The organism is Streptomyces sp. CB02414 (genome assembly GCF_001905385.1).
Classification (GTDB): domain Bacteria; phylum Actinomycetota; class Actinomycetes; order Streptomycetales; family Streptomycetaceae; genus Streptomyces.
The window spans coordinates 119,586-137,875 of record NZ_LIPF01000006.1 but is presented as its reverse complement, the minus strand read 5'-3'; the positions used below and the strand labels follow the sequence as shown (position 1 = coordinate 137,875).

The following is an 18,290-nucleotide window of genomic DNA, read 5'->3' as shown; positions in this document are numbered from 1 at the left end:
GCGGCGCTCACGCCACCCCCGCCGCGACCAGCGCGTCGATCTCCTCCCCGGACAGGCCCAGCTCCCCGAGGACGGCACGGGTGTGCTCGCCCAGCGCCGGGACCGCCTCCATACGGGGCGCCGCCCCCGTCGGACCCGGCGGTGCGAACGCCGGCACCGGACCGGCCGGCGTGGGCACCTCGTGCCGGCGCCCCCGCGCGGCCAGCTGCGGGTGGTCCCACACCTCGGCGAGCGTGTTCACCCGCGCGTTCGCCACCGGCACCGCGCCGAGCAGCTCGACCGCCTCCGCACCGGTCAGCTCCGCGAACCGGGCCGCGATCAGCTCGCCCAGCTCATCCCGGTGCGCGTTGCGGTCCGCGTTCGTGGCGAACCGCGGGTCCTCGGCCAGCTCCGGGCGCCCCAGGAACTCCGCACAGAAACCGTGCCACTCGCGCTCGTTCTGGATCGCCATCATGACGGTCTTCCCGTCACCCGCAGTGAAGGGGCCGTACGGGTGGATCGTCGCGTGTGCGGCACCGGCCCGCGGCGGCGGCCCCGCGCCGTCGACGGCGTAGTACAACGGGAAGCCCATCCACTCCACGGTGGCCTCCAGCATCGACACGTCCAGATGCGCGCCCCGGCCCGTGCGGCCCCGCTCCAGCAGCGCCGCCAGGACCGAGCTGTACGCGTACATCCCGGCGGCGATGTCCGACACCGAGACGCCCACCTTCGCCATCTCCTCCGGCGTCCCCGTCACCGACAGCAGCCCCGACTCGGCCTGCACCATCAGGTCGTACGCCTTGCGGCCCTCGTACGGGCCGGGCGAGCCGTAACCGGAGATGTCGCACACGATCAGCGACGGGTGCCGCTCCCGCAGTTCCCCGGAACCGAGCCCCGCGCGGGCCGCCGCACCCGGCGCCAGGTTCTGCAGGAACACGTCCGCGCCCGCGATCAGACGGCGCAGCACCGCCATGCCCCGCGGGTCCTTGAAGTCGAGGGTCACGGACTCCTTGTTGCGGTTCACCCACACGAAGTGCGAGCTCAGACCCTTCACCCGGGTGTCGTAGGCGCGGGCGAAGTCACCCGCCCCCGGACGCTCCACCTTGATCACCCGCGCGCCGAGATCGGCGAGCTGACGGCTGGCGTAGGGAGCGGCGACCGCCTGTTCGAGTGAGACGACGGTGATTCCGCGCAGCGGCTGCATGGGCTCCGGCTCCGGTACGGTCCTAGTTCTTCCGGTGCCCTATCAGGCGCGGCTTCGGCTCCAGGCCGTCCAGGCCGTGCCACGCCAGGTTCACCAGGTGCGCCGCCACCTCCGCCTTCTTCGGCTTGCGCACGTCCAGCCACCACTGCCCCGTCAGCGCCACCATGCCGACCAGCGCCTGCGCGTACAGCGGGGCCAGCTTGGCGTCGAAACCGCGGCTCTTGAACTCGCGGCCCAGGATGTCCTCCACCTGGGTGGCGATGTCCGAGATGAGGGAGGCGAACGAGCCCGTCGACTGCGGGATGGGGGAGTCGCGGACCAGGATGCGGAAGCCGTCCGTGTACTCCTCGATGTAGTCGAGGAGCGCGAAGGCCGCCTGCTCGCACAGCTCCCGCGGGTGGCCGGCGGTCAGGGAGCTGGTCACCATGTCCAGCAGGCGCCGCATCTCCCGGTCGACCACCACCGCGTACAAGCCCTCCTTGCCGCCGAAGTGCTCGTACACCACCGGCTTGGAAACCCCGGCCTTCGCCGCGATCTCCTCCACCGACGTGCCCTCGAAACCCTTCGCCGCGAAGAGGGTGCGACCGATCTCCAGCAGCTGCTGGCGGCGCTCGGCACCGGTCATCCGGGTGCGACGCGCACGCCGCGGCTTCTCATTGCTCGGGGTGCTGCTGGAGTCGGTCGCCACAGCGACCATCATGCCGCCTCGACGGTTTCCTTCCGGCGCCGGGAGGAATCTTGGTCCGTGTTGCGGCGGGAATCGATACGCGAGCGTGACGGCCACCGCACGTCGTACGCCCACCCGAACTGCTCGAACCAGCGGATCAGCCGCGCCGACGAGTCCAGCTGGCCCCGCATCACACCGTGCCGCGCCGACGTCGGATCGGCGTGGTGCAGGTTGTGCCAGGACTCACCGCACGACAGGACCGCCAGCCACCACACGTTGCCCGAACGGTCCCGCGACTTGAACGGACGCTTGCCGACCGCGTGACAGATCGAGTTGATCGACCACGTCACGTGGTGCAACAGCGCCACCCGGACGAGTGAACCCCAGAAGAAGCCGGTGAACGCGCCCCACCACGACATCGTGACCAGCCCGCCGATCAGCGCCGGAAGAGCCAGCGACACCACTGTCCACAGGATGAACTGGCGGGAGATCGCACGCAGCGCCGGATCCTTGATCAGATCCGGGGCGTACTTCTCCTGCGGCGTCTGCTCCTCGTCGAACATCCACGCGATGTGCGCCCACCACAGGCCCTTGATCAGCGCCGGCACCGTCTCGCCGTACCGCCACGGCGAATGCGGATCGCCCTCGTCGTCGGAGAACTTGTGGTGCTTGCGGTGATCCGCCACCCACCGCACCAGCGGCCCCTCCACCGCCATCGAACCCGCGATCGCCAACGCGATCTTCAGCGGCCGCTTCGCCTTGAAGGAGCCGTGGGTGAAGTGACGGTGGAAGCCGATGGTGATGCCGTGGCAGCCCAGGAAGTAGAAGAAGACCAGCAACCCCAGGTCCAGCCAGCTCACCCCCCACCCCCACGCCAGCGGCACCGCCGCCACCAGCGCCAGGAACGGAACGGCGATGAACAACAACAGCGTGATCTGCTCGATGGACCGCTTCTGCTCACCCCCCAGCGTCGCGGAAGGGGCCGAGCCGCCGGGCGGCTCAGGAGGCTTCGAAGCGTCTGCGATCACATCGGAACTCGAGGTCATGCGCGTCCCCTGTGGGGTCGAGGGTGGTGTCCGGTGCCGGGCTGCCAGAACCATGCACACTTCCTACGGTTCCGTAACCTACGGCGACGTAAGTATGGCAGTGCGTCGCCCCGCGGCAAGAGCCCGAGAACCTGCGCGTCCTGGCCGACACCTATCCTGGGAGCCGGTCGGACAGCGCGGTCCGCTCGGAATACTTCCCGGACGTCCGGCCCCGTAAGCGGCGCCCGCCGCGCGAGACGCCGTCCGGGTTCCCTCCCAGACGAGCTTCAACACTGCAAGGAGCCGCACCTGTGAGCAGTGCCGACGACCAGACCACCACGACGACCAGCAGCGAACTGCGTGCCGACATCCGCCGGCTGGGTGACCTCCTCGGAGAGACCCTCGTACGGCAGGAAGGCCCCGAGCTGCTGGACCTCGTCGAGAAGGTCCGCCGCCTCACCCGAGAGGACGGCGAGGCCGCCGCCGAGCTGCTGCGCGGCACCGAACTGGAGACCGCCGCCAAGCTCGTACGCGCCTTCTCCACCTACTTCCACCTCGCCAACGTCACCGAGCAGGTCCACCGCGGCCGCGAACTCGGCGCCAAGCGAGCCGCCGAGGGCGGACTCCTCGCCCGTACGGCCGACCGGTTGAAGGACGCCGACCCCGAGCACCTCCAGGAGACGGTCCGCAACCTCAACGTGCGCCCCGTCTTCACCGCACACCCCACCGAGGCCGCCCGCCGCTCCGTCCTCAACAAGCTGCGCCGCATCGCCGCCCTCCTCGACACCCCGGTCAACGAGTCCGACCGCCGCCGCCTCGACACCCGCCTCGCCGAGAACATCGACCTGGTGTGGCAGACCGACGAGCTGCGCGTCGTCCGCCCCGAGCCCGCCGACGAGGCCCGCAACGCCATCTACTACCTCGACGAACTGCACGCGGGCGCCGTCGGCGACGTCCTGGAGGACCTGACCGCCGAACTGGAACGCGCCGGCGTCAAGCTCCCCGACGACACCCGCCCCCTCACCTTCGGCACCTGGATCGGCGGCGACCGCGACGGCAACCCCAACGTCACCCCCCAGGTCACCTGGGACGTCCTCATCCTCCAGCACGAACACGGCATCAACGACGCCCTGGAGATGATCGACGAACTGCGCGGCTTCCTGTCCAACTCCATCCGCTACGCGGGCGCCACCGAGGAGCTTCTGGAGTCCCTCCAGGCCGACCTGGAACGCCTGCCCGAGATCAGCCCCCGCTACAAGCGCCTCAACGCCGAGGAGCCCTACCGGCTCAAGGCCACCTGCATCCGGCAGAAGCTGGAGAACACCAAGCAGCGCCTCGCCACCGGCACCCCCCACGAGGACGGCCACGACTACCTCGGCACCGCACAGCTCCTCGACGACCTGCGCATCGTCCAGACCTCCCTGCGCGAACACCGCGGCGGACTCTTCGCCGACGGCCGCCTCGCCCGCACCATCCGCACACTGGCCGCCTTCGGCCTCCAGCTCGCCACCATGGACGTCCGCGAACACGCCGACGCCCACCACCACGCCCTCGGCCAGCTCTTCGACCGGCTCGGCGAGGAATCCTGGCGCTACGCCGACATGCCCCGCGAGTACCGCACCAAGCTCCTCGCCAAGGAACTGCGCTCCCGACGCCCCCTCGCACCCAGCCCGGCCCCCGTCGACGCCGCCGGCGAGAAGACCCTCGGCGTCTTCCAGACCGTCAAGCGCGCCCTGGAGGTCTTCGGCCCCGAGGTCATCGAGTCCTACATCATCTCCATGTGCCAGGGCGCCGACGACGTCTTCGCGGCGGCCGTGCTCGCCCGCGAGGCCGGACTCATCGACCTGCACGCCGGCTGGGCCAAGATCGGCATCGTGCCGCTCCTGGAGACCACCGACGAACTCAAGGCCGCCGACACCATCCTCGAGGACCTCCTCGCCGACCCCTCCTACCGGCGCCTGGTCGCCCTGCGCGGCGACGTCCAGGAGGTCATGCTCGGCTACTCCGACTCCTCCAAGTTCGGCGGCATCACCACCAGCCAGTGGGAGATCCACCGCGCCCAGCGGCGCCTGCGCGACGTCGCCCACCGCTACGGCGTACGCCTGCGCCTCTTCCACGGCCGCGGCGGCACCGTCGGCCGCGGCGGCGGCCCCACCCACGACGCCATCCTCGCCCAGCCCTGGGGCACCCTGGAGGGCGAGATCAAGGTCACCGAGCAGGGCGAGGTCATCTCCGACAAGTACCTCATCCCGGCCCTGGCCAGGGAGAACCTGGAACTGACCGTCGCCGCCACCCTCCAGGCCTCCGCCCTGCACACCGCACCCCGCCAGTCCGACGAGGCCCTCGCCCGCTGGGACGCCGCCATGGACGTCGTCTCCGACGCCGCCCACACGGCCTACCGCAAGCTGGTCGAGGACCCCGACCTGCCCACGTACTTCCTGGCCTCCACGCCCGTCGACCAGCTCGCCGACCTGCACCTGGGCTCCCGGCCCTCCCGCCGCCCCGGCTCCGGCGTCTCCCTCGACGGACTGCGCGCCATCCCCTGGGTCTTCGGCTGGACCCAGTCCCGGCAGATCGTCCCCGGCTGGTACGGCGTCGGCTCCGGCCTCAAGGCCCTGCGCGAGGCCGGCCTGGACACCGTCCTCGACGAGATGCACCAGCAGTGGCACTTCTTCCGCAACTTCATCTCCAACGTCGAGATGACCCTCGCCAAGACCGACCTGCGCATCGCCCAGCACTACGTCGACACCCTCGTCCCCGACGAGCTCAAGCACGTCTTCGACCGGATCAAGGCCGAACACGAGCTCACCGTCGCCGAGGTCCTGCGCGTCACCGGCGAGAGCGAACTGCTGGACGCCGACCCCGTCCTCAAGCAGACCTTCACCATCCGCGACGCCTACCTCGACCCGATCTCCTACCTCCAGGTCGCCCTCCTCGGCCGCCAGCGCGAGGCCGCCGCCGCGGGCGAGGAGGCGGACCCGCTCCTCGCCCGAGCCCTCCTGCTCACCGTCAACGGCGTGGCAGCGGGCCTCCGCAACACCGGCTGACGAACCCCCACAGCCGAAAAACGACGGTGCCCCGGACTCACCAGAGCCCGGGGCACCGCCACATCACAGGCGCCGTGCCCCTCACACCGCGAAGAACGCCGACGTCAGCAACACCACACCGGCCCCCGCCATCCCCCACGCCACCCGAGTCCGCCGCAACCCCCCGGCCACCACCACGGACGCCAGCAACAACGCCCCGCCCAACGGCACCCACGCGAACAGCACCCCCGCCGGCCCCGACCGCACCACACCGTCACCGCCCGGCTTCACCACCACGGAGTACGTCCGCCCCTCCGCCACGGCCACCGAATCCTCCAGCACCACCCGGCCCCGCGCCTGCGACCCCGCCGACACCGGCACGTACGGACCACTGCACACACCGTCGCCGCACCGCGTCACCTCGACGGCCCCCCGCTCACGCCCCTTGGTCAGCATCACGTGCTGCGCCGTACCCCACGACGCCCACACCCCGGCGATCAGCAGCAGCACCGCCACCGTCCCCATCACCGCGACCCGCCCGAACCCCAGAACGGCGTGAGTGACCCGACGAGGACGAGCAGCGGCGACGGCTGAGGCAGGCATGGCCGGGATCATTGGCCATGCCCGCACGGCCGGTCAACTCACCCGCGTGCCATCCACGGACAAGTCACGAGTTGTACGTGCTCTGCGCCCGCTCCAGCCCCTCGACCACCAGAGCCTCCACCGCATCCGCCGCCCGGTCCACGAAGTAGTCCAGCTCCTTGCGCTCCGCCGACGCGAAATCCTTCAGCACGAAATCCGCCACCGGCATCCGCCCCGGCGGCCGCCCGATCCCGAACCGCACCCGGTGATAGTCCGACCCCAGCGACTTCGTGATCGACTTCAGCCCGTTGTGCCCGTTGTCCCCGCCACCCAGCTTCAGCCGCAGCACCCCGTAGTCGATGTCCAGCTCGTCGTGCACCGCGATGATGTTGCCCACCGGGACCTTGTAGAAGTCCCGCAACACCGTCACCGGACCGCCCGACACGTTCATGAACGACATCGGCTTCGCCAGAATCACCCGCCGGTTCGCCGGCCCAGGAGGACCGATCCGCCCCTCCACCACCTGCGCCTGCGCCTTCCCGTGCCGCTTGAACCGCGCCCCCATCCGCTCCGCCAGCAGATCCGCCACCATGAAACCGACGTTGTGCCGGTTCGCGGCGTACTCGGGCCCCGGATTGCCGAGACCGGCCACCAGCCAGGGCGCACCCGCGTCCGTCGTCACGTCCTGTCTCCTTCGCGTCCGTCCACACACATACGCGTCGGCCGCTGCCCCCGCACGGGAACAGCGGCCGACCACACAAAGACCGTAAGGGAGACGATCAGGCCTCGGCGGCCTCTTCGCCCTCACCCTCGGCCGCCGGCTCCTCCGCCTGCGACGCCAGGACCTGCAGCACCACGGCGTCGTCCTCGACGGCCAGCTTCACACCGGACGGCAGCTTGACGTCCTTGGCCAGGATCGAGGCACCGGCCTCCAGACCCGCCACCGACACGACGACCTGCTCCGGGATGTGCGTGGCCTCGGCCTCGACCGGCAGCGCGTCCAGGACGTACTCCAGCAGGTTGCCACCCGGGGCCAGCTCGCCCTCGGCCTGCACCGGGATCTCGACCGTCACGGTCTCGCCGCGCTTCACCAGCTGCAGGTCGACGTGCTCCAGGAAGCCCTTGATCGGGTCACGCTGGACCGACTTCGGGATCGCCAGCTCGTTCGTCTTGCCGTCGATGTCCAGCGCGATCAGCACGTTCGGCGTACGCAGCGCCAGCAGCAGGGCGTGGCCCGGCAGGGTCAGGTGCAGCGGGTCCGAACCGTGGCCGTACAGGACACCGGGAACGTTGTCTTCACGACGGATACGGCGGGCAGCGCCCTTGCCGAACTCGGTGCGCGTCGCGGCGGCGATCTTCACCTCGGACATGATCACTCCTCGTAGAGGTAGAAACGGACGTGGTCACCCGGCCACGAACGGCCTGCTACGAAGAGCGCGTCGATAACGGACAGCCACCACCCGCCGAGAAAACGGGCACGGCCTCCCTCGCCGAGCAACTTCAGCAGTCTACTCGGAGAGGGAGGCCGCACCCAAAACGATCTCAGCGCTGTGCAGAACGGTTACTGCAGAACGCTCACTGCTCGTCGAACAGGCTCGTCACCGAACCGTCCTCGAACACCTCACGCACCGCACGCGCGATCGTCGGCGCGATCGACAGCACCGTGATCTTGTCCAGCTCCAGCTCGGACGGCGTCGGCAGCGTGTCCGTGAACACGAACTCACTCACCTTCGAATTCTTCAGCCGGTCCGCCGCCGGACCCGACAGCACACCATGCGTCGCCGTCACGATCACGTCCTCCGCACCGTGCGCGAACAACGCGTCCGCCGCGGCACAGATCGTGCCACCCGTGTCGATCATGTCGTCGACCAGGACGCAGATACGCCCCTTCACGTCACCCACGACCTCATGCACCGTGACCTGGTTCGCCACGTCCTTGTCACGCCGCTTGTGCACGATCGCCAGCGGCGCACCCAGACGGTCACACCAACGGTCCGCCACCCGCACCCGGCCCGCGTCCGGCGACACCACCGTCAGCTTCGAACGGTCCACCTTCGCACCCACGTAGTCCGCCAGCAGCGGCAACGCGAACAGGTGATCCACCGGACCGTCGAAGAAGCCCTGAATCTGGTCCGTGTGCAGATCCACCGCCAGAATCCGGTCCGCACCCGCGGTCTTCATCAGATCCGCGATCAGACGCGCCGAAATCGGTTCACGCCCCCGGTGCTTCTTGTCCTGCCGCGCGTAACCGTAGAACGGCACGATGACCGTGATGGAGCGAGCCGACGCACGCTTCAACGCGTCGATCATGATCAACTGCTCCATGACCCACTTGTTGATCGGAGCCGTGTGGCTCTGGATCAGGAAACAGTCCGCACCACGCGCCGACTCCTGATAACGCACATAGATCTCGCCGTTGGCGAAGTCGAAGGCCTTCGTCGGGACGACCCCGACACCCAGCTGATGGGCGACCTCCTCGGCAAGCTCGGGGTGGGCGCGGCCGGAGAAGAACATCAGCTTCTTCTCGCCGGTCGTCTTGATCCCGGTCACAGCACTTTCTCCTCAGAGGTTCGCAGCTGAGCGTCACGGGCGCTCTCCCGCTGGCCGCGGGGGCGTCTCAGCTGGTGGGGTGCGGATGTGCACTTATCACGGTACGCCCAGATCGACGCACCGGTTTCCGGTCAGCCTTCGCCGCCGGCCTCCGGAGCCGCCGCCCCGGCCGCCTTCGCCGCCGCGCTCCCCGGACGCTTACGAGCCACCCAACCCTCGATATTCCGCTGCTGGCCACGGGCCACGGCCAGCGAACCGGGCGGCACATCCTTCGTGATCACCGAGCCGGCGGCGGTGTAAGCACCGTCCCCGACAGTGACAGGAGCCACAAACATGTTGTCCGAACCCGTACGGCAGTGCGACCCGATGGTCGTGTGGTGCTTGTCCTGCCCGTCGTAGTTCACGAACACGCTCGCCGCACCGATGTTGGTGTACTCACCGATCGTCGCGTCACCCACGTAGGAGAGGTGCGGGACCTTCGTCCCCTCACCGATCGAGGCGTTCTTCGTCTCCACGTACGTCCCGACCTTCGACTTGAGACCGAGGCGGGTCCCGGGACGCAGATACGCGAACGGACCGACCGTCGCCTCCGGACCGACATCGGCCCCGAGGGAAACGGTGTTGTCGACACGGGCGCCCGCACCCACGCGGGTGTCGGTGAGCCGGGAATTCGGGCCGACCTCGGCCCCCTCGGCGAGGTGCGTTGAACCGTGCAGCTGCGTACCCGGGTGCACGACGACGTCCTGCTCGAACGTCACCGTCACGTCCACCCACGTCGACGCCGGGTCCACCACCGTCACGCCGGCCAGCATCGCCCGCGTCAGCAGCCGCTCGTTCAGAATCCGGCGGGCCTCGGCCAACTGCACCCGGTTGTTGATCCCCGCGATCTCCCGGTGATCACCGGCAACCGACGCACCGACCCGATGACCGGCCTCGCGCAGAATCCCGAGCACGTCGGTGAGGTACTCCTCGCCCTGGCTGTTGTCCGTCCGCACCTTGCCCAGCGCGTCGGCGAGCAGCCGCCCGTCGAAGGCGAAGACGCCGGAATTGATCTCACGGATCGCCCGCTGCGACTCCGACGCGTCCTTGTGCTCCACGATCGCCGTCACGGCACCCGAAGCCCCGTCCCGCACGATCCGGCCGTACCCCGTCGCGTCCGGCACCTCAGCCGTCAGCACGGTCACCGCATTCCCGTCGGCGGAGTGCGTGGCCGCCAGGCCCCGCAGCGTCTCGCCGGTCAGCAGCGGAGTGTCACCACAGACGACGACCACCGTCCCGTCCACGGCACCGCCCAGCGCCTCCAGCCCCATCCGCACCGCGTGACCGGTGCCGTTCTGCTGCTCCTGGACGGCGGTACGGACGTCGGGAGCGACCTCGGCGAGGTGCGCGGTGACCTTCTCGCGGGCGTGCCCGACGACGGCGACCAGGTTCTCGGGGTCCAGCTCACCGGCGGCGGCGAGCACGTGCCCGACGAGGGAACGGCCGCACAGCTCGTGGAGGACCTTGGGTGTGGCCGACTTCATACGGGTGCCCTCACCCGCTGCGAGAACGACGACGGCTGCCGGGCGAATGGCGCTCACGGGATGCCCTTCGGCTTTGAGGGGGTGGGGGTGGACATCCGCAGGATACCGGGGTGGTTTGTGGGGGGTATGAGTGCGGGCCCCGACCTTGGGGGTCGGGGCCCGAACTTTGCAGCTCCGCCAGCTGGATTCGAACCAGCACTACAGGGCTTCAAAGGCCCGCGGGCTACCAGTTACCCCATGGCGGATGGCTGCGTCAGACCATACCTGAGGCGGACGGTGTCGTGATCCCGGAGACCATGCCCGCCCACCAACCTTCGATACGCCGGTACAGGTCGGTGCCTTGCGCGACGCGAATGACCAAGCATCCACGATAGGTATCGCCCACATTCTTGCGGACGGTTTTCGGGTTGTGCTTCTTGATCGTCGTCTTCTGGAACTTGGAGACGTCCACGCCGACGAGATCGGCCCAGTACCGCTTCGCTCCCTCGACGTCTGCCGTGATGTGGATCATGACTCGGTACTTCAGCCGATCCTGGTCCACCCCCAGGAGGCGCAGCCAAGCCAGGTACAGCTTGATCACACCGGCGTCGCTGTTGACGAAGATCACGTTCTCTCGCCGGTCATACGGCTTGTCCTTGGTGCCTTCGGCCCAATACAGGGCGACACCAGCCACGAACAGGTCGCGATCGGTCATGGTGCCGATATCTCGGGCAGCGGCCTCCTTGGTCCGCTGGCGCTCCTCATCACGGATGGCCAGCTCGTGTTCCCAGCGTTTCCGCGCGGCCAGCTTCGCTTGCTCTGACGGCGCCCGCCGCTCCGGCTTCGGCAAGTCCCGCACCCACAGCGAGATCGAGCTCTTGCTGCACCCCAGCTCCACCTGGATCTGGTCGTAGGTCCACCCCTGGAGCCGCAGCTCCCGTGCCCGCTCCCGTACGTCGTCCTTCGCGTTCGGGCGCTTCGTCCACTCCGGGGGCGGCTCGCCCTCCAGGAGCCGGTTGAGGATGTCGTTGTTGTCGACGTGGAGCCGGTCGCGGATCTGGCGGCGGCTCAGGCCCTCGCGCCGCAGCGCCACCGCCCGCTCCCGCAACCCTTCGAAGTCCGCGTACTTGTTCTCTGAACGTGCCATGGGCATACCGTCCGGCCGGAATCTTCGCCTCCGGCGCCGTACGGCGCAGGGTTCACCAGTTCGAGGGATATCGCGTCGTATCGTTTGTCGAAAGTCACCGGAAATGGGGCGCCCGGCGCCCGTAGGCTGGAGGCATGACCACGACGGGGGAAGACCACGCACCGGCCCGGGGTGGGCCTTGGTGGTGGGGCAGGCGGCGCGGTGCGGTGCTCGATGTGAGCCTCGGTGCCGTGTCCGCGTTGGAGTGCGCGGCGGAGGGGATTCCGTTCGCTCGGGACGCCGGGATTCCGTTGGCGGCGGGGGTCGTCTTCGGGGTGCTGGCCGGTTCGGTGCTGGTGGTGCGGCGGAGGTATCCGATCGCGGTGGTGCTGGTGGCGATCGCCATCACGCCGGCGCAGATGGGTTTCCTGATGGGCATCGTCGGTCTGTACACGCTGGCGGCGTCGGAGTTGCCGCGGCGGGTCATCGGGGCGCTGGCCGGGATGACGTTCCTGGGGACGTTGATCGTGACGTTCGTGCGGCTGGGGCAGGACATGCGGCGGGACGGCCTGGAGCTGGGGGACTGGTTCCTTCCGTTCGCGTCGATCGCGACGTCGCTGGGGATGACCGCGCCGCCGTTGCTGCTGGGTCTGTACGTGGGGCAGCGGCGGCGGTTGATGGAGAGTCTGCGGGAGCGGGCGGACAGTCTGGAGCGGGAGCTGCAGTTGCTCGCGGAGCGGGCGGAGGAGCGCGCGGAGTGGGCGCGGGGTGAGGAGCGGACGCGGATCGCGCGGGAGATGCATGACGTGGTGGCGCACCGGGTGAGTCTGATGGTGGTGCATGCGGCGGCGTTGCAGGCGGTGGCGCGGAAGGATCCGGAGAAGGCGGTGAAGAATGCCGCGCTGGTGGGGGACATGGGGCGGCAGGCGCTGACGGAGTTGCGGGAGATGCTCGGGGTGCTGCGCAGCGGTGGGGAGGGTGCGCGGGCGGAGCGGGCGGCGGTGCCGTTGGCTGCGGTGGGGGTGGCGGCTGCGGCGGCGGCTTCGCGGGCGGCGGACGACGGGGAGCGGTCGGGTGAGGGGCCGTGTCTGTCGGAGTTGGACGAGTTGATCGGGCAGTCGGCGGCGGCCGGGATGGTCGTGGATCTGTCGGTGGAGGGGGAGGAGCGGTCGTATGCGGCGGTGGTGGAGTCGACGGCGTTCCGGGTGGTGCAGGAGGCGTTGACGAACGTGCACAAGCATGCGGCGGGTGCGAAGACGTATGTGCGGTTGGCGCATCGGGTGTCGGAGATCGCGATGCAGGTGGAGAACGAGCCGCCGCCGGTGGGGTCGTCGGGGGAGTCGGCGCGGTTGCCGTCGGGTGGCAATGGGCTGGTGGGGATGAAGGAGCGGGTGGCTGCTCTGGGGGGTGTGTTCGTGTCGGGGCCGACGGATGCGGGGGGTTTTAGGGTGTCGGCGGTGATTCCGGCGGCCTCGTAGCGGCGGGGTGTGCGGCGCGGTCAGCCGGTGGTGAGGCGGGTGGGCCGGGTGCCGGCGACGAGGGTGGCGAGGGCCTGGTCGATGTCGGGGCCGAGGTACCAGTCGCCGGTGTGGTCGAGGGCGTAGACGCGGCCTTCGTTGTCGATGGCGAGGAGGGTCTGGCTGTCGGTTTCGGTGCCGAGGGGGCAGGCCTGGGTGTCGAGGGCGCGGCCGAGGTCGCCGAGGGTGCGGGCCATGTGGAGGCCGTGGAGGGGGTCGAGGTGGAGGGTGGCGGGGGCGATGTGGCGGCCGGGGCCGGTGGGGGTGATGTGGAGGCCGCCGAATTCGGCCCAGGCTTCTACTGCGGCGGGGAAGACGGTGTGGCGGTGTCCTGCGGGTGAGGTGTGTTCGCGGAGGGTGTCGGCCCAGATTTCGGCCTGTTTGATGTCCCAGCGTCCGGGTTGCCAGCCGGCGTCGCGGAGGGCGGCGTCGACGGGGACGGGGAAGCGGGTGGTGGAGGTGCGGTCGGCTTGCATCTGCCCTTGGTTCGTTTCGGGTGTGTGGTGCGGCGCGGGTGTGGTCGTCGGGGTCAGTCGTCGTGGGTGGTGGGGTCGACGATGCGGACGCCGAAGTGGGCGCTGAGGGCGGTGCAGGCGCGGCAGGGGGTGGCGAAGCTGCCGTGGAGGGGGTCGCCGTCCTCGCGGATGCGGCGGGTGGTGAGTTTGGCGTGTTTGAGTGCTTTGCGGGCTTCGCCGTTGGTCATGGGTTTGCGGGAGGCGCGTTTGCTGCGGGCGGCGTCGGCGGTGGCGAGGTGGCGTGAGATGAGGATGGTTTCGGCGCAGCGGCCGGTGTAGCGGTCGCGTTGGCCGCTGGTGAGGGTGTCGAGGAAGTCCTGTACGAGGTGGTGCAGGGCGGGGGGTGTGTCGGCGCGGGTGGGGGTGCCGGTGAGGGTGGTGCCGCGGACGGAGAGGGCGGCGGCGACGGTGGGGAGTATGCCGTCGCGGCGGTGCAGGAGGGTGGGTGCGTGGTGGGTGTCCGCGCTGCTCCAGCCGATGCGGGGGTCGCCGCTTCGGGGGTCGTCGGATCGTCCGGTGTGGGGTCCGGTCTGTGTCGCACTCATGATCATTTTCCCCTCCTGAACATCCCCCCGAAGGTCACAGAGTGCCAAATCGCGTGGCTGGTGCGGAAGCTGGGGCGTGGTGACACGCCCGGTTATGGGCGTTCCGTCACGGGAGGGTGACGTCCGGTCACGGAAGCGGAGGGGTGTGTGTCGGGTGCGGGGTCCGGTGCCGGTGACCCCTCTCGTCGTACCGCATAGGCTGTCGGCACCGCCTTCGCGTGCGGTGACCAGACAGTGCAGACAGACAGATCAGGCAGATCAGACAGACGCCGCAGGGGGCAACCGCCATGACGACAGGTCGGCTCGGGCAAGCGGCCGCGCCGCCGAACGCGGCCTATGCCGGGCAGGTCGTGCATTTCCCGGATCCGGTGCGGGCGGCCCGTCACCCGAGAGGGGTACGGGTGGACGAGGGTGGTTACCCGGTGTTCTCGCCGTATGCCCGTGCGGTGGCGGAGATCGCTGATCCGCCGGAGGGTTTCGGGGTCGACGAGCTGCGGTTGACGGACTACGTGTCGGCGAACGCGGCGTTGTCGGCGTCGGGGCACGAGTTGTGGGGCACGGTGCCGGCGGTGGCGACGCCGCACGGCTGGACGTGGCACCACGTGGCGGGGTCGCGGCGGATGGAGCTGGTGCCGGTCGAGGTGAAGGCGCTGCTGCGGCATCACGGCGGGATCGCGACGGCGGCGGTGGACCAGGGCAAGCGTGGTACGCGGCCGTTGCAGGAGACGCGTCCGGCGCATTTCGGGCTGCCGAAGTCGGGTGTGGCGGTGTCGGAGCAGCAGGTGCTGGGGGTTGAGGAGGACCTGGGGTACCGGTTGCCGGGTGCGTACCGGTCGTTCCTGAAGGCGGCGGGCGGCTGTGCGCCGGTGGGTACGGCGTTGGACGCGGAGCTGGGGTTGCTGGTGGACCAGCCGTTCTTCACGGTGCGTGAGGAGGCGGCGGTCAATGACCTGGTGTACGTGAACAAGTGTCTGCGGGACCATCTGACCAAGGACTATCTGGGCGTCGCGTTCGTGCAGGGTGGTCTGCTCGCGGTGAAGGTGAAGGGCGAGCGGATCGGTTCGGTGTGGTTCTGCGCGTACGACGACGTGCGGGACGTTGATCCGTCGATGGCGCCGGCGGAGCGGGTGGAGCGGTTGCTGTTGCCGTGCGGTGAGGATTTCGACGCGTTCCTGTCGCGGCTGGCGGGTTCTCCGCCGGAGTTGGAGACGGTGGCGAACCTGATGGTGGACGGCGGTTTCGCGCGTGCGGTGCCCGTGTCGGCGTCGGTAGGGGAGTGAGCTGGCGATGGTGACGTTCGCGCAGGCGCAGGAGCGTGCGGAGGAGTGGGTCAACGGCGAGCTGCCGGCGTATCAGCACCGTGAGGTGCGGGTGCGGGAGTTCGGTCTGGGGTTCGTGGTGTGGGCCGAGGACCGTGCGGAGGGGCCGCGTTCGGACGGGGGCGCGCAGCGGCTGGTGATCGCGCGGGACAGTGGTGAGGCGACGTTGTGGCCCGCGTTGCCGGTGGGTGAGGTGATCCGCCGGTACGAGGAGGAGTACGGCCGTCCGGAGGAGGCGGCGGAGCCGGTGCCGGCGCCTGCGGCGCGGGTGGATCTGAATCAGACGTCGTTCTTGTTGAGTCCGCCGGAGTGGTTGCAGGAGGCGGCGGACAAGCTGGGGGTTCCGGATCGGCGGGGGGATCGCGACACTGCCGGTTCCGGTGCTGGTTCGAGTGCTGCGGCTTCGGCGGCTCCTGCCGTTTCGGGCGGCGCGCAGGGGAGTGGTGCGGGGTGGCCTGCGGCCGGTGCGGGTGATTCCGGTGCGGGCGAGGGTGCGTCCGGTGGCTCCGGTGTGCCGGGTGCGCCTGCCGGGGCGACGCCCTGGGCGGGGACGGACACCAACGCCGATGCCGGTGAGGACCGTTCCGTTCCGCTGCCGGAGACGGTGTTCGCGCCGCCGCTGAGCGATGTCGACGGGGGTACCCCGCCGCCCTCGGCGACGCCGGAGGCCAAGACGGCGCTGATGTCGGGCGGCAGTCAGCTTCCGCCGACGGCGCTGTCGCCGGCGATCGACGACCCGAACGCGTCGGCCCCGTCCGCTTTGGGGTCCGCGGGGGCGGGTGCGCCGCCGGCCGGTCCGGGGGCGTCCGCCACGCCGGCCCGCCCGCCGGCACCGAACGCCGGGGACATCGCGGACGCCGCGACGAGCAAGGCGACCCCTCCGCCGCGTCGCGGCGGTGGTTCGACGACGCCGCCTCCGCCGAGTGCCCCGGGTGTGCCGGGCGCGCGTCCGGGTGCCACGCCTCCGCCTTCGGCGCCCGCCGGTCCGGGCGGGCCGGCCACTCCGGCGGGTGGCTATGTGCCGACGCAGTTGGTGTCGTCGCTCGGTCCCGAGGGTCCGGGCGGTGGTCCGGGGACGCCGCCACCGCCGAGCGTGCCGCAGCCGCCGGCTGGTCAGGGTGCGCCCGGTGGGCCGGGTACGCCGCCTCCGCCGAGCGCTCCGGGTACGCCGCCTCCGCCCAGTGCTCCGGGTACGCCGCCGGGCGGGGTGCATCACGCCGCCACGATGCTGGCCGATCCGGGCCGGACGGGCGGCGGGGCGCCGCAGCCGCCCGCACCTCCTGGTCCTCCGGCCGCTCCGGGCGTGCCGGGTGCGCAGGGTGCGCAGGGTGGTCCTGGTGCGCCGCCGCCTCCCGCGGCTCCCGGTGTGCCGGGTGGTTCCTCCGGTGGTGCGGGTGGTGCCGTGCATCATGCGCAGACCGTGCTGGCCGCGCCCCCGGCGGGCGGCCCCGGCACGCCTCCGCCGCCTCCGGGTGCTCCGGGTGTGCCCGGCGCTCCGGGCGCCGCGCAGCCCGTGCCGCCCGGCGCGGTGCCGCCGCCCGGCGCGATGCCGCCGCCCGGCGGGCCGGTGCCGGGTGCGCCGCCGGCGTACGGCTATCCGCAGCCGCCCGCCGGTATGCCGACCGTCGGTCCCGGCTACCAGGCGGTGCTGCGCTACCGCGCGCAGGACGGTTCCGAGCAGCAGCTGATCCGGCGTTCGGCGCCGGGTACGCCGCACCCGGAGTGGCAGATCTTCCATGAGCTGCGGGCCATGAACGTGCCGCCGGACCAGGTGCTGGAGCTGCACACGGAGCTGGAGTCGTGCGAGCTGCCGGGCGCCTACTGCGCGCGGATGATCCGGGAGCAGTGGCCGCAGGCGCGGATCACCTCCATCGCGCCGTACGGCACGGATCACGCGAGCCGGCAGCAGGGCATGCAGCAGTTGCTGGAGCACCAGGGTGAGCTGCACCAGGTGGCCGACGGGCCGGCTCGTCCGGCGCCGGTGCGGGCGCCGCTGCCGCAGGTGCAGCCGGTGCCGCCGGTTCCGCCGGAGGCGATCGGGCAGGAGCTGGCCGGGGCCTTCGGGCCGGGTGTGTTCCGGTTCGAGCAGGCGGCGGTGTCCCGGCAGGGTGTGCCGCCGGTGGTGGCGCACACGCTGGTGGCGGCGGGTCTGCCGATGGACATGGGTCCGTTCTTCTGGGCGCAGGCCCAGCCGGGCCGTCCGGTGCCGACGCTGGCGGAGCTGGCGGCGGAGCGCGGGGTGCAGCCGGCCCCGGACGCGGGGTCGTATCTGGTCGTGGGCAGTGACTTCGGCCGGGCGATCTGTGTGCAGTACGGTACGGCGGCCATCGTGGCGGTGCCGGTGGAGGCGGGGCCGGGCGGTGCTGCGGTGCCGCCGCAGTTCGTGAACACGGGGCTGCCGGAGTTCGCGCGCTGTATGGCGCTGCTGGGCCGGATGTGGCGGCTCAGGTTCGGTCTGAACCAGGAGCAGGCGGGTCGCTGGACGGTTGATTTCCAGGCGCAGTTGGCCGCGCTGGACCCGGCGGCGCTCGGGTCGCCGGAGAGCTGGTGGTCGGTGCTGCTGGAGCAGATGTGGGACGGGCTGCTGTGAGGCCGCGGCGCAGCTGACGTACGCGAGGGGTGGGGCCCGGTCGGCCGGTGAGGCGGCCGGGCCCCACCCCTTTTGCATGCGGAGGCTGGCCCGGTGTGTCGCATTATGGGGGCTTACGTCCGATCCATAAAGTCGGTTGAGTC

The 18,290-nt window shown here is 70.6% G+C and carries 15 protein-coding genes and 1 tRNA gene; 4 read left to right on the top strand and 12 right to left on the bottom strand.

Annotated elements, in window-relative coordinates:
• Positions 1 to 7: 7 nt before the first annotated feature.
• From AMK11_RS20440 to AMK11_RS20430, 3 genes are read right to left on the bottom strand one after another with little or no spacing between them, the layout of a single operon-like run.
• On the bottom strand, positions 8 to 1,183 hold the full coding sequence (locus AMK11_RS20440) for a CaiB/BaiF CoA transferase family protein (RefSeq protein ID WP_073729287.1): 1,176 nt from the start codon (positions 1,181 to 1,183) through the stop codon (positions 8 to 10).
• Positions 1,184 to 1,205: 22 nt separating this feature from the next.
• A complete protein-coding gene (locus AMK11_RS20435; RefSeq protein WP_073729285.1) occupies positions 1,206 to 1,883 on the bottom strand; it encodes a TetR/AcrR family transcriptional regulator in 678 nt (225 codons plus the stop codon).
• On the bottom strand, positions 1,880 to 2,896 hold the full coding sequence (locus tag AMK11_RS20430) for an acyl-CoA desaturase (protein WP_073729283.1): 1,017 nt from the start codon (positions 2,894 to 2,896) through the stop codon (positions 1,880 to 1,882). The genes AMK11_RS20435 and AMK11_RS20430 overlap by 4 nt, the downstream gene beginning before the upstream one ends.
• Before the next feature lie 290 nt (positions 2,897 to 3,186).
• Between AMK11_RS20430 and ppc the strand changes: the two genes are divergently transcribed.
• Positions 3,187 to 5,922: a phosphoenolpyruvate carboxylase gene (gene ppc, locus AMK11_RS20425; protein ID WP_073729281.1), complete on the top strand. Its 2,736-nt coding sequence runs from the start codon at positions 3,187 to 3,189 to the stop codon at positions 5,920 to 5,922.
• 81 nt (positions 5,923 to 6,003) lie between these two features.
• Here ppc and AMK11_RS20420 read toward each other — a convergent pair whose 3' ends face one another.
• The 7 genes from AMK11_RS20420 to AMK11_RS20390 all read right to left on the bottom strand — a co-directional run bounded on the left by AMK11_RS20420 (position 6,004) and on the right by AMK11_RS20390 (position 11,682).
• Positions 6,004 to 6,516 carry a hypothetical protein gene (locus AMK11_RS20420; RefSeq protein WP_079187570.1) on the bottom strand — a complete coding sequence of 171 codons (513 nt, stop codon included), beginning with the start codon at positions 6,514 to 6,516 and terminating at the stop codon, positions 6,004 to 6,006.
• A 52-nt stretch (positions 6,517 to 6,568) separates the two neighbouring features.
• Positions 6,569 to 7,165 (bottom strand): aminoacyl-tRNA hydrolase, encoded by a 597-nt coding sequence (gene pth / locus AMK11_RS20415; RefSeq protein WP_073729279.1) that lies wholly within the window; start codon positions 7,163 to 7,165, stop codon positions 6,569 to 6,571.
• A 97-nt stretch (positions 7,166 to 7,262) separates the two neighbouring features.
• Positions 7,263 to 7,853, bottom strand: coding sequence for a 50S ribosomal protein L25/general stress protein Ctc (locus tag AMK11_RS20410; protein WP_073729277.1), 591 nt, complete (start codon positions 7,851 to 7,853; stop codon positions 7,263 to 7,265).
• 205 nt (positions 7,854 to 8,058) lie between these two features.
• Positions 8,059 to 9,033, bottom strand: a complete 975-nt coding sequence (locus AMK11_RS20405) for a ribose-phosphate diphosphokinase (protein ID WP_073729275.1) — start codon at positions 9,031 to 9,033, stop codon at positions 8,059 to 8,061.
• 131 nt (positions 9,034 to 9,164) lie between these two features.
• On the bottom strand, positions 9,165 to 10,613 hold the full coding sequence (gene glmU, locus AMK11_RS20400) for a bifunctional UDP-N-acetylglucosamine diphosphorylase/glucosamine-1-phosphate N-acetyltransferase GlmU (RefSeq protein WP_073729273.1): 1,449 nt from the start codon (positions 10,611 to 10,613) through the stop codon (positions 9,165 to 9,167).
• 115 nt (positions 10,614 to 10,728) lie between these two features.
• A tRNA-Gln gene (locus AMK11_RS20395) sits at positions 10,729 to 10,801 on the bottom strand.
• 8 nt (positions 10,802 to 10,809) lie between these two features.
• Positions 10,810 to 11,682: a terminase gpP N-terminus-related DNA-binding protein gene (locus AMK11_RS20390; protein ID WP_073729791.1), complete on the bottom strand. Its 873-nt coding sequence runs from the start codon at positions 11,680 to 11,682 to the stop codon at positions 10,810 to 10,812.
• A 134-nt stretch (positions 11,683 to 11,816) separates the two neighbouring features.
• On the opposite strand from AMK11_RS20390, the gene AMK11_RS20385 reads away from it, so the two are divergent.
• Entirely contained in the window at positions 11,817 to 13,139 is a 1,323-nt protein-coding gene (locus AMK11_RS20385; protein ID WP_073729271.1) for a sensor histidine kinase, read from the top strand.
• Between the two features lie 20 nt (positions 13,140 to 13,159).
• On the opposite strand, the gene AMK11_RS20380 is transcribed toward AMK11_RS20385, so the two are convergent.
• Positions 13,160 to 13,654, bottom strand: coding sequence for an SUKH-3 domain-containing protein (locus tag AMK11_RS20380; RefSeq protein ID WP_073729269.1), 495 nt, complete (start codon positions 13,652 to 13,654; stop codon positions 13,160 to 13,162).
• A 53-nt stretch (positions 13,655 to 13,707) separates the two neighbouring features.
• Positions 13,708 to 14,238 carry a YwqJ-related putative deaminase gene (locus AMK11_RS20375; RefSeq protein WP_073729790.1) on the bottom strand — a complete coding sequence of 177 codons (531 nt, stop codon included), beginning with the start codon at positions 14,236 to 14,238 and terminating at the stop codon, positions 13,708 to 13,710.
• Positions 14,239 to 14,525: 287 nt separating this feature from the next.
• On the opposite strand from AMK11_RS20375, the gene AMK11_RS20370 reads away from it, so the two are divergent.
• Both AMK11_RS20370 and AMK11_RS20365 read left to right on the top strand, forming a co-directional pair.
• A complete protein-coding gene (locus tag AMK11_RS20370) occupies positions 14,526 to 15,518 on the top strand; it encodes an SMI1/KNR4 family protein (RefSeq protein WP_073729267.1) in 993 nt (330 codons plus the stop codon).
• 7 nt (positions 15,519 to 15,525) lie between these two features.
• On the top strand, positions 15,526 to 18,147 hold the full coding sequence (locus tag AMK11_RS20365) for an SUKH-4 family immunity protein (RefSeq protein WP_073729265.1): 2,622 nt from the start codon (positions 15,526 to 15,528) through the stop codon (positions 18,145 to 18,147).
• Positions 18,148 to 18,290: the final 143 nt, after the last annotated feature.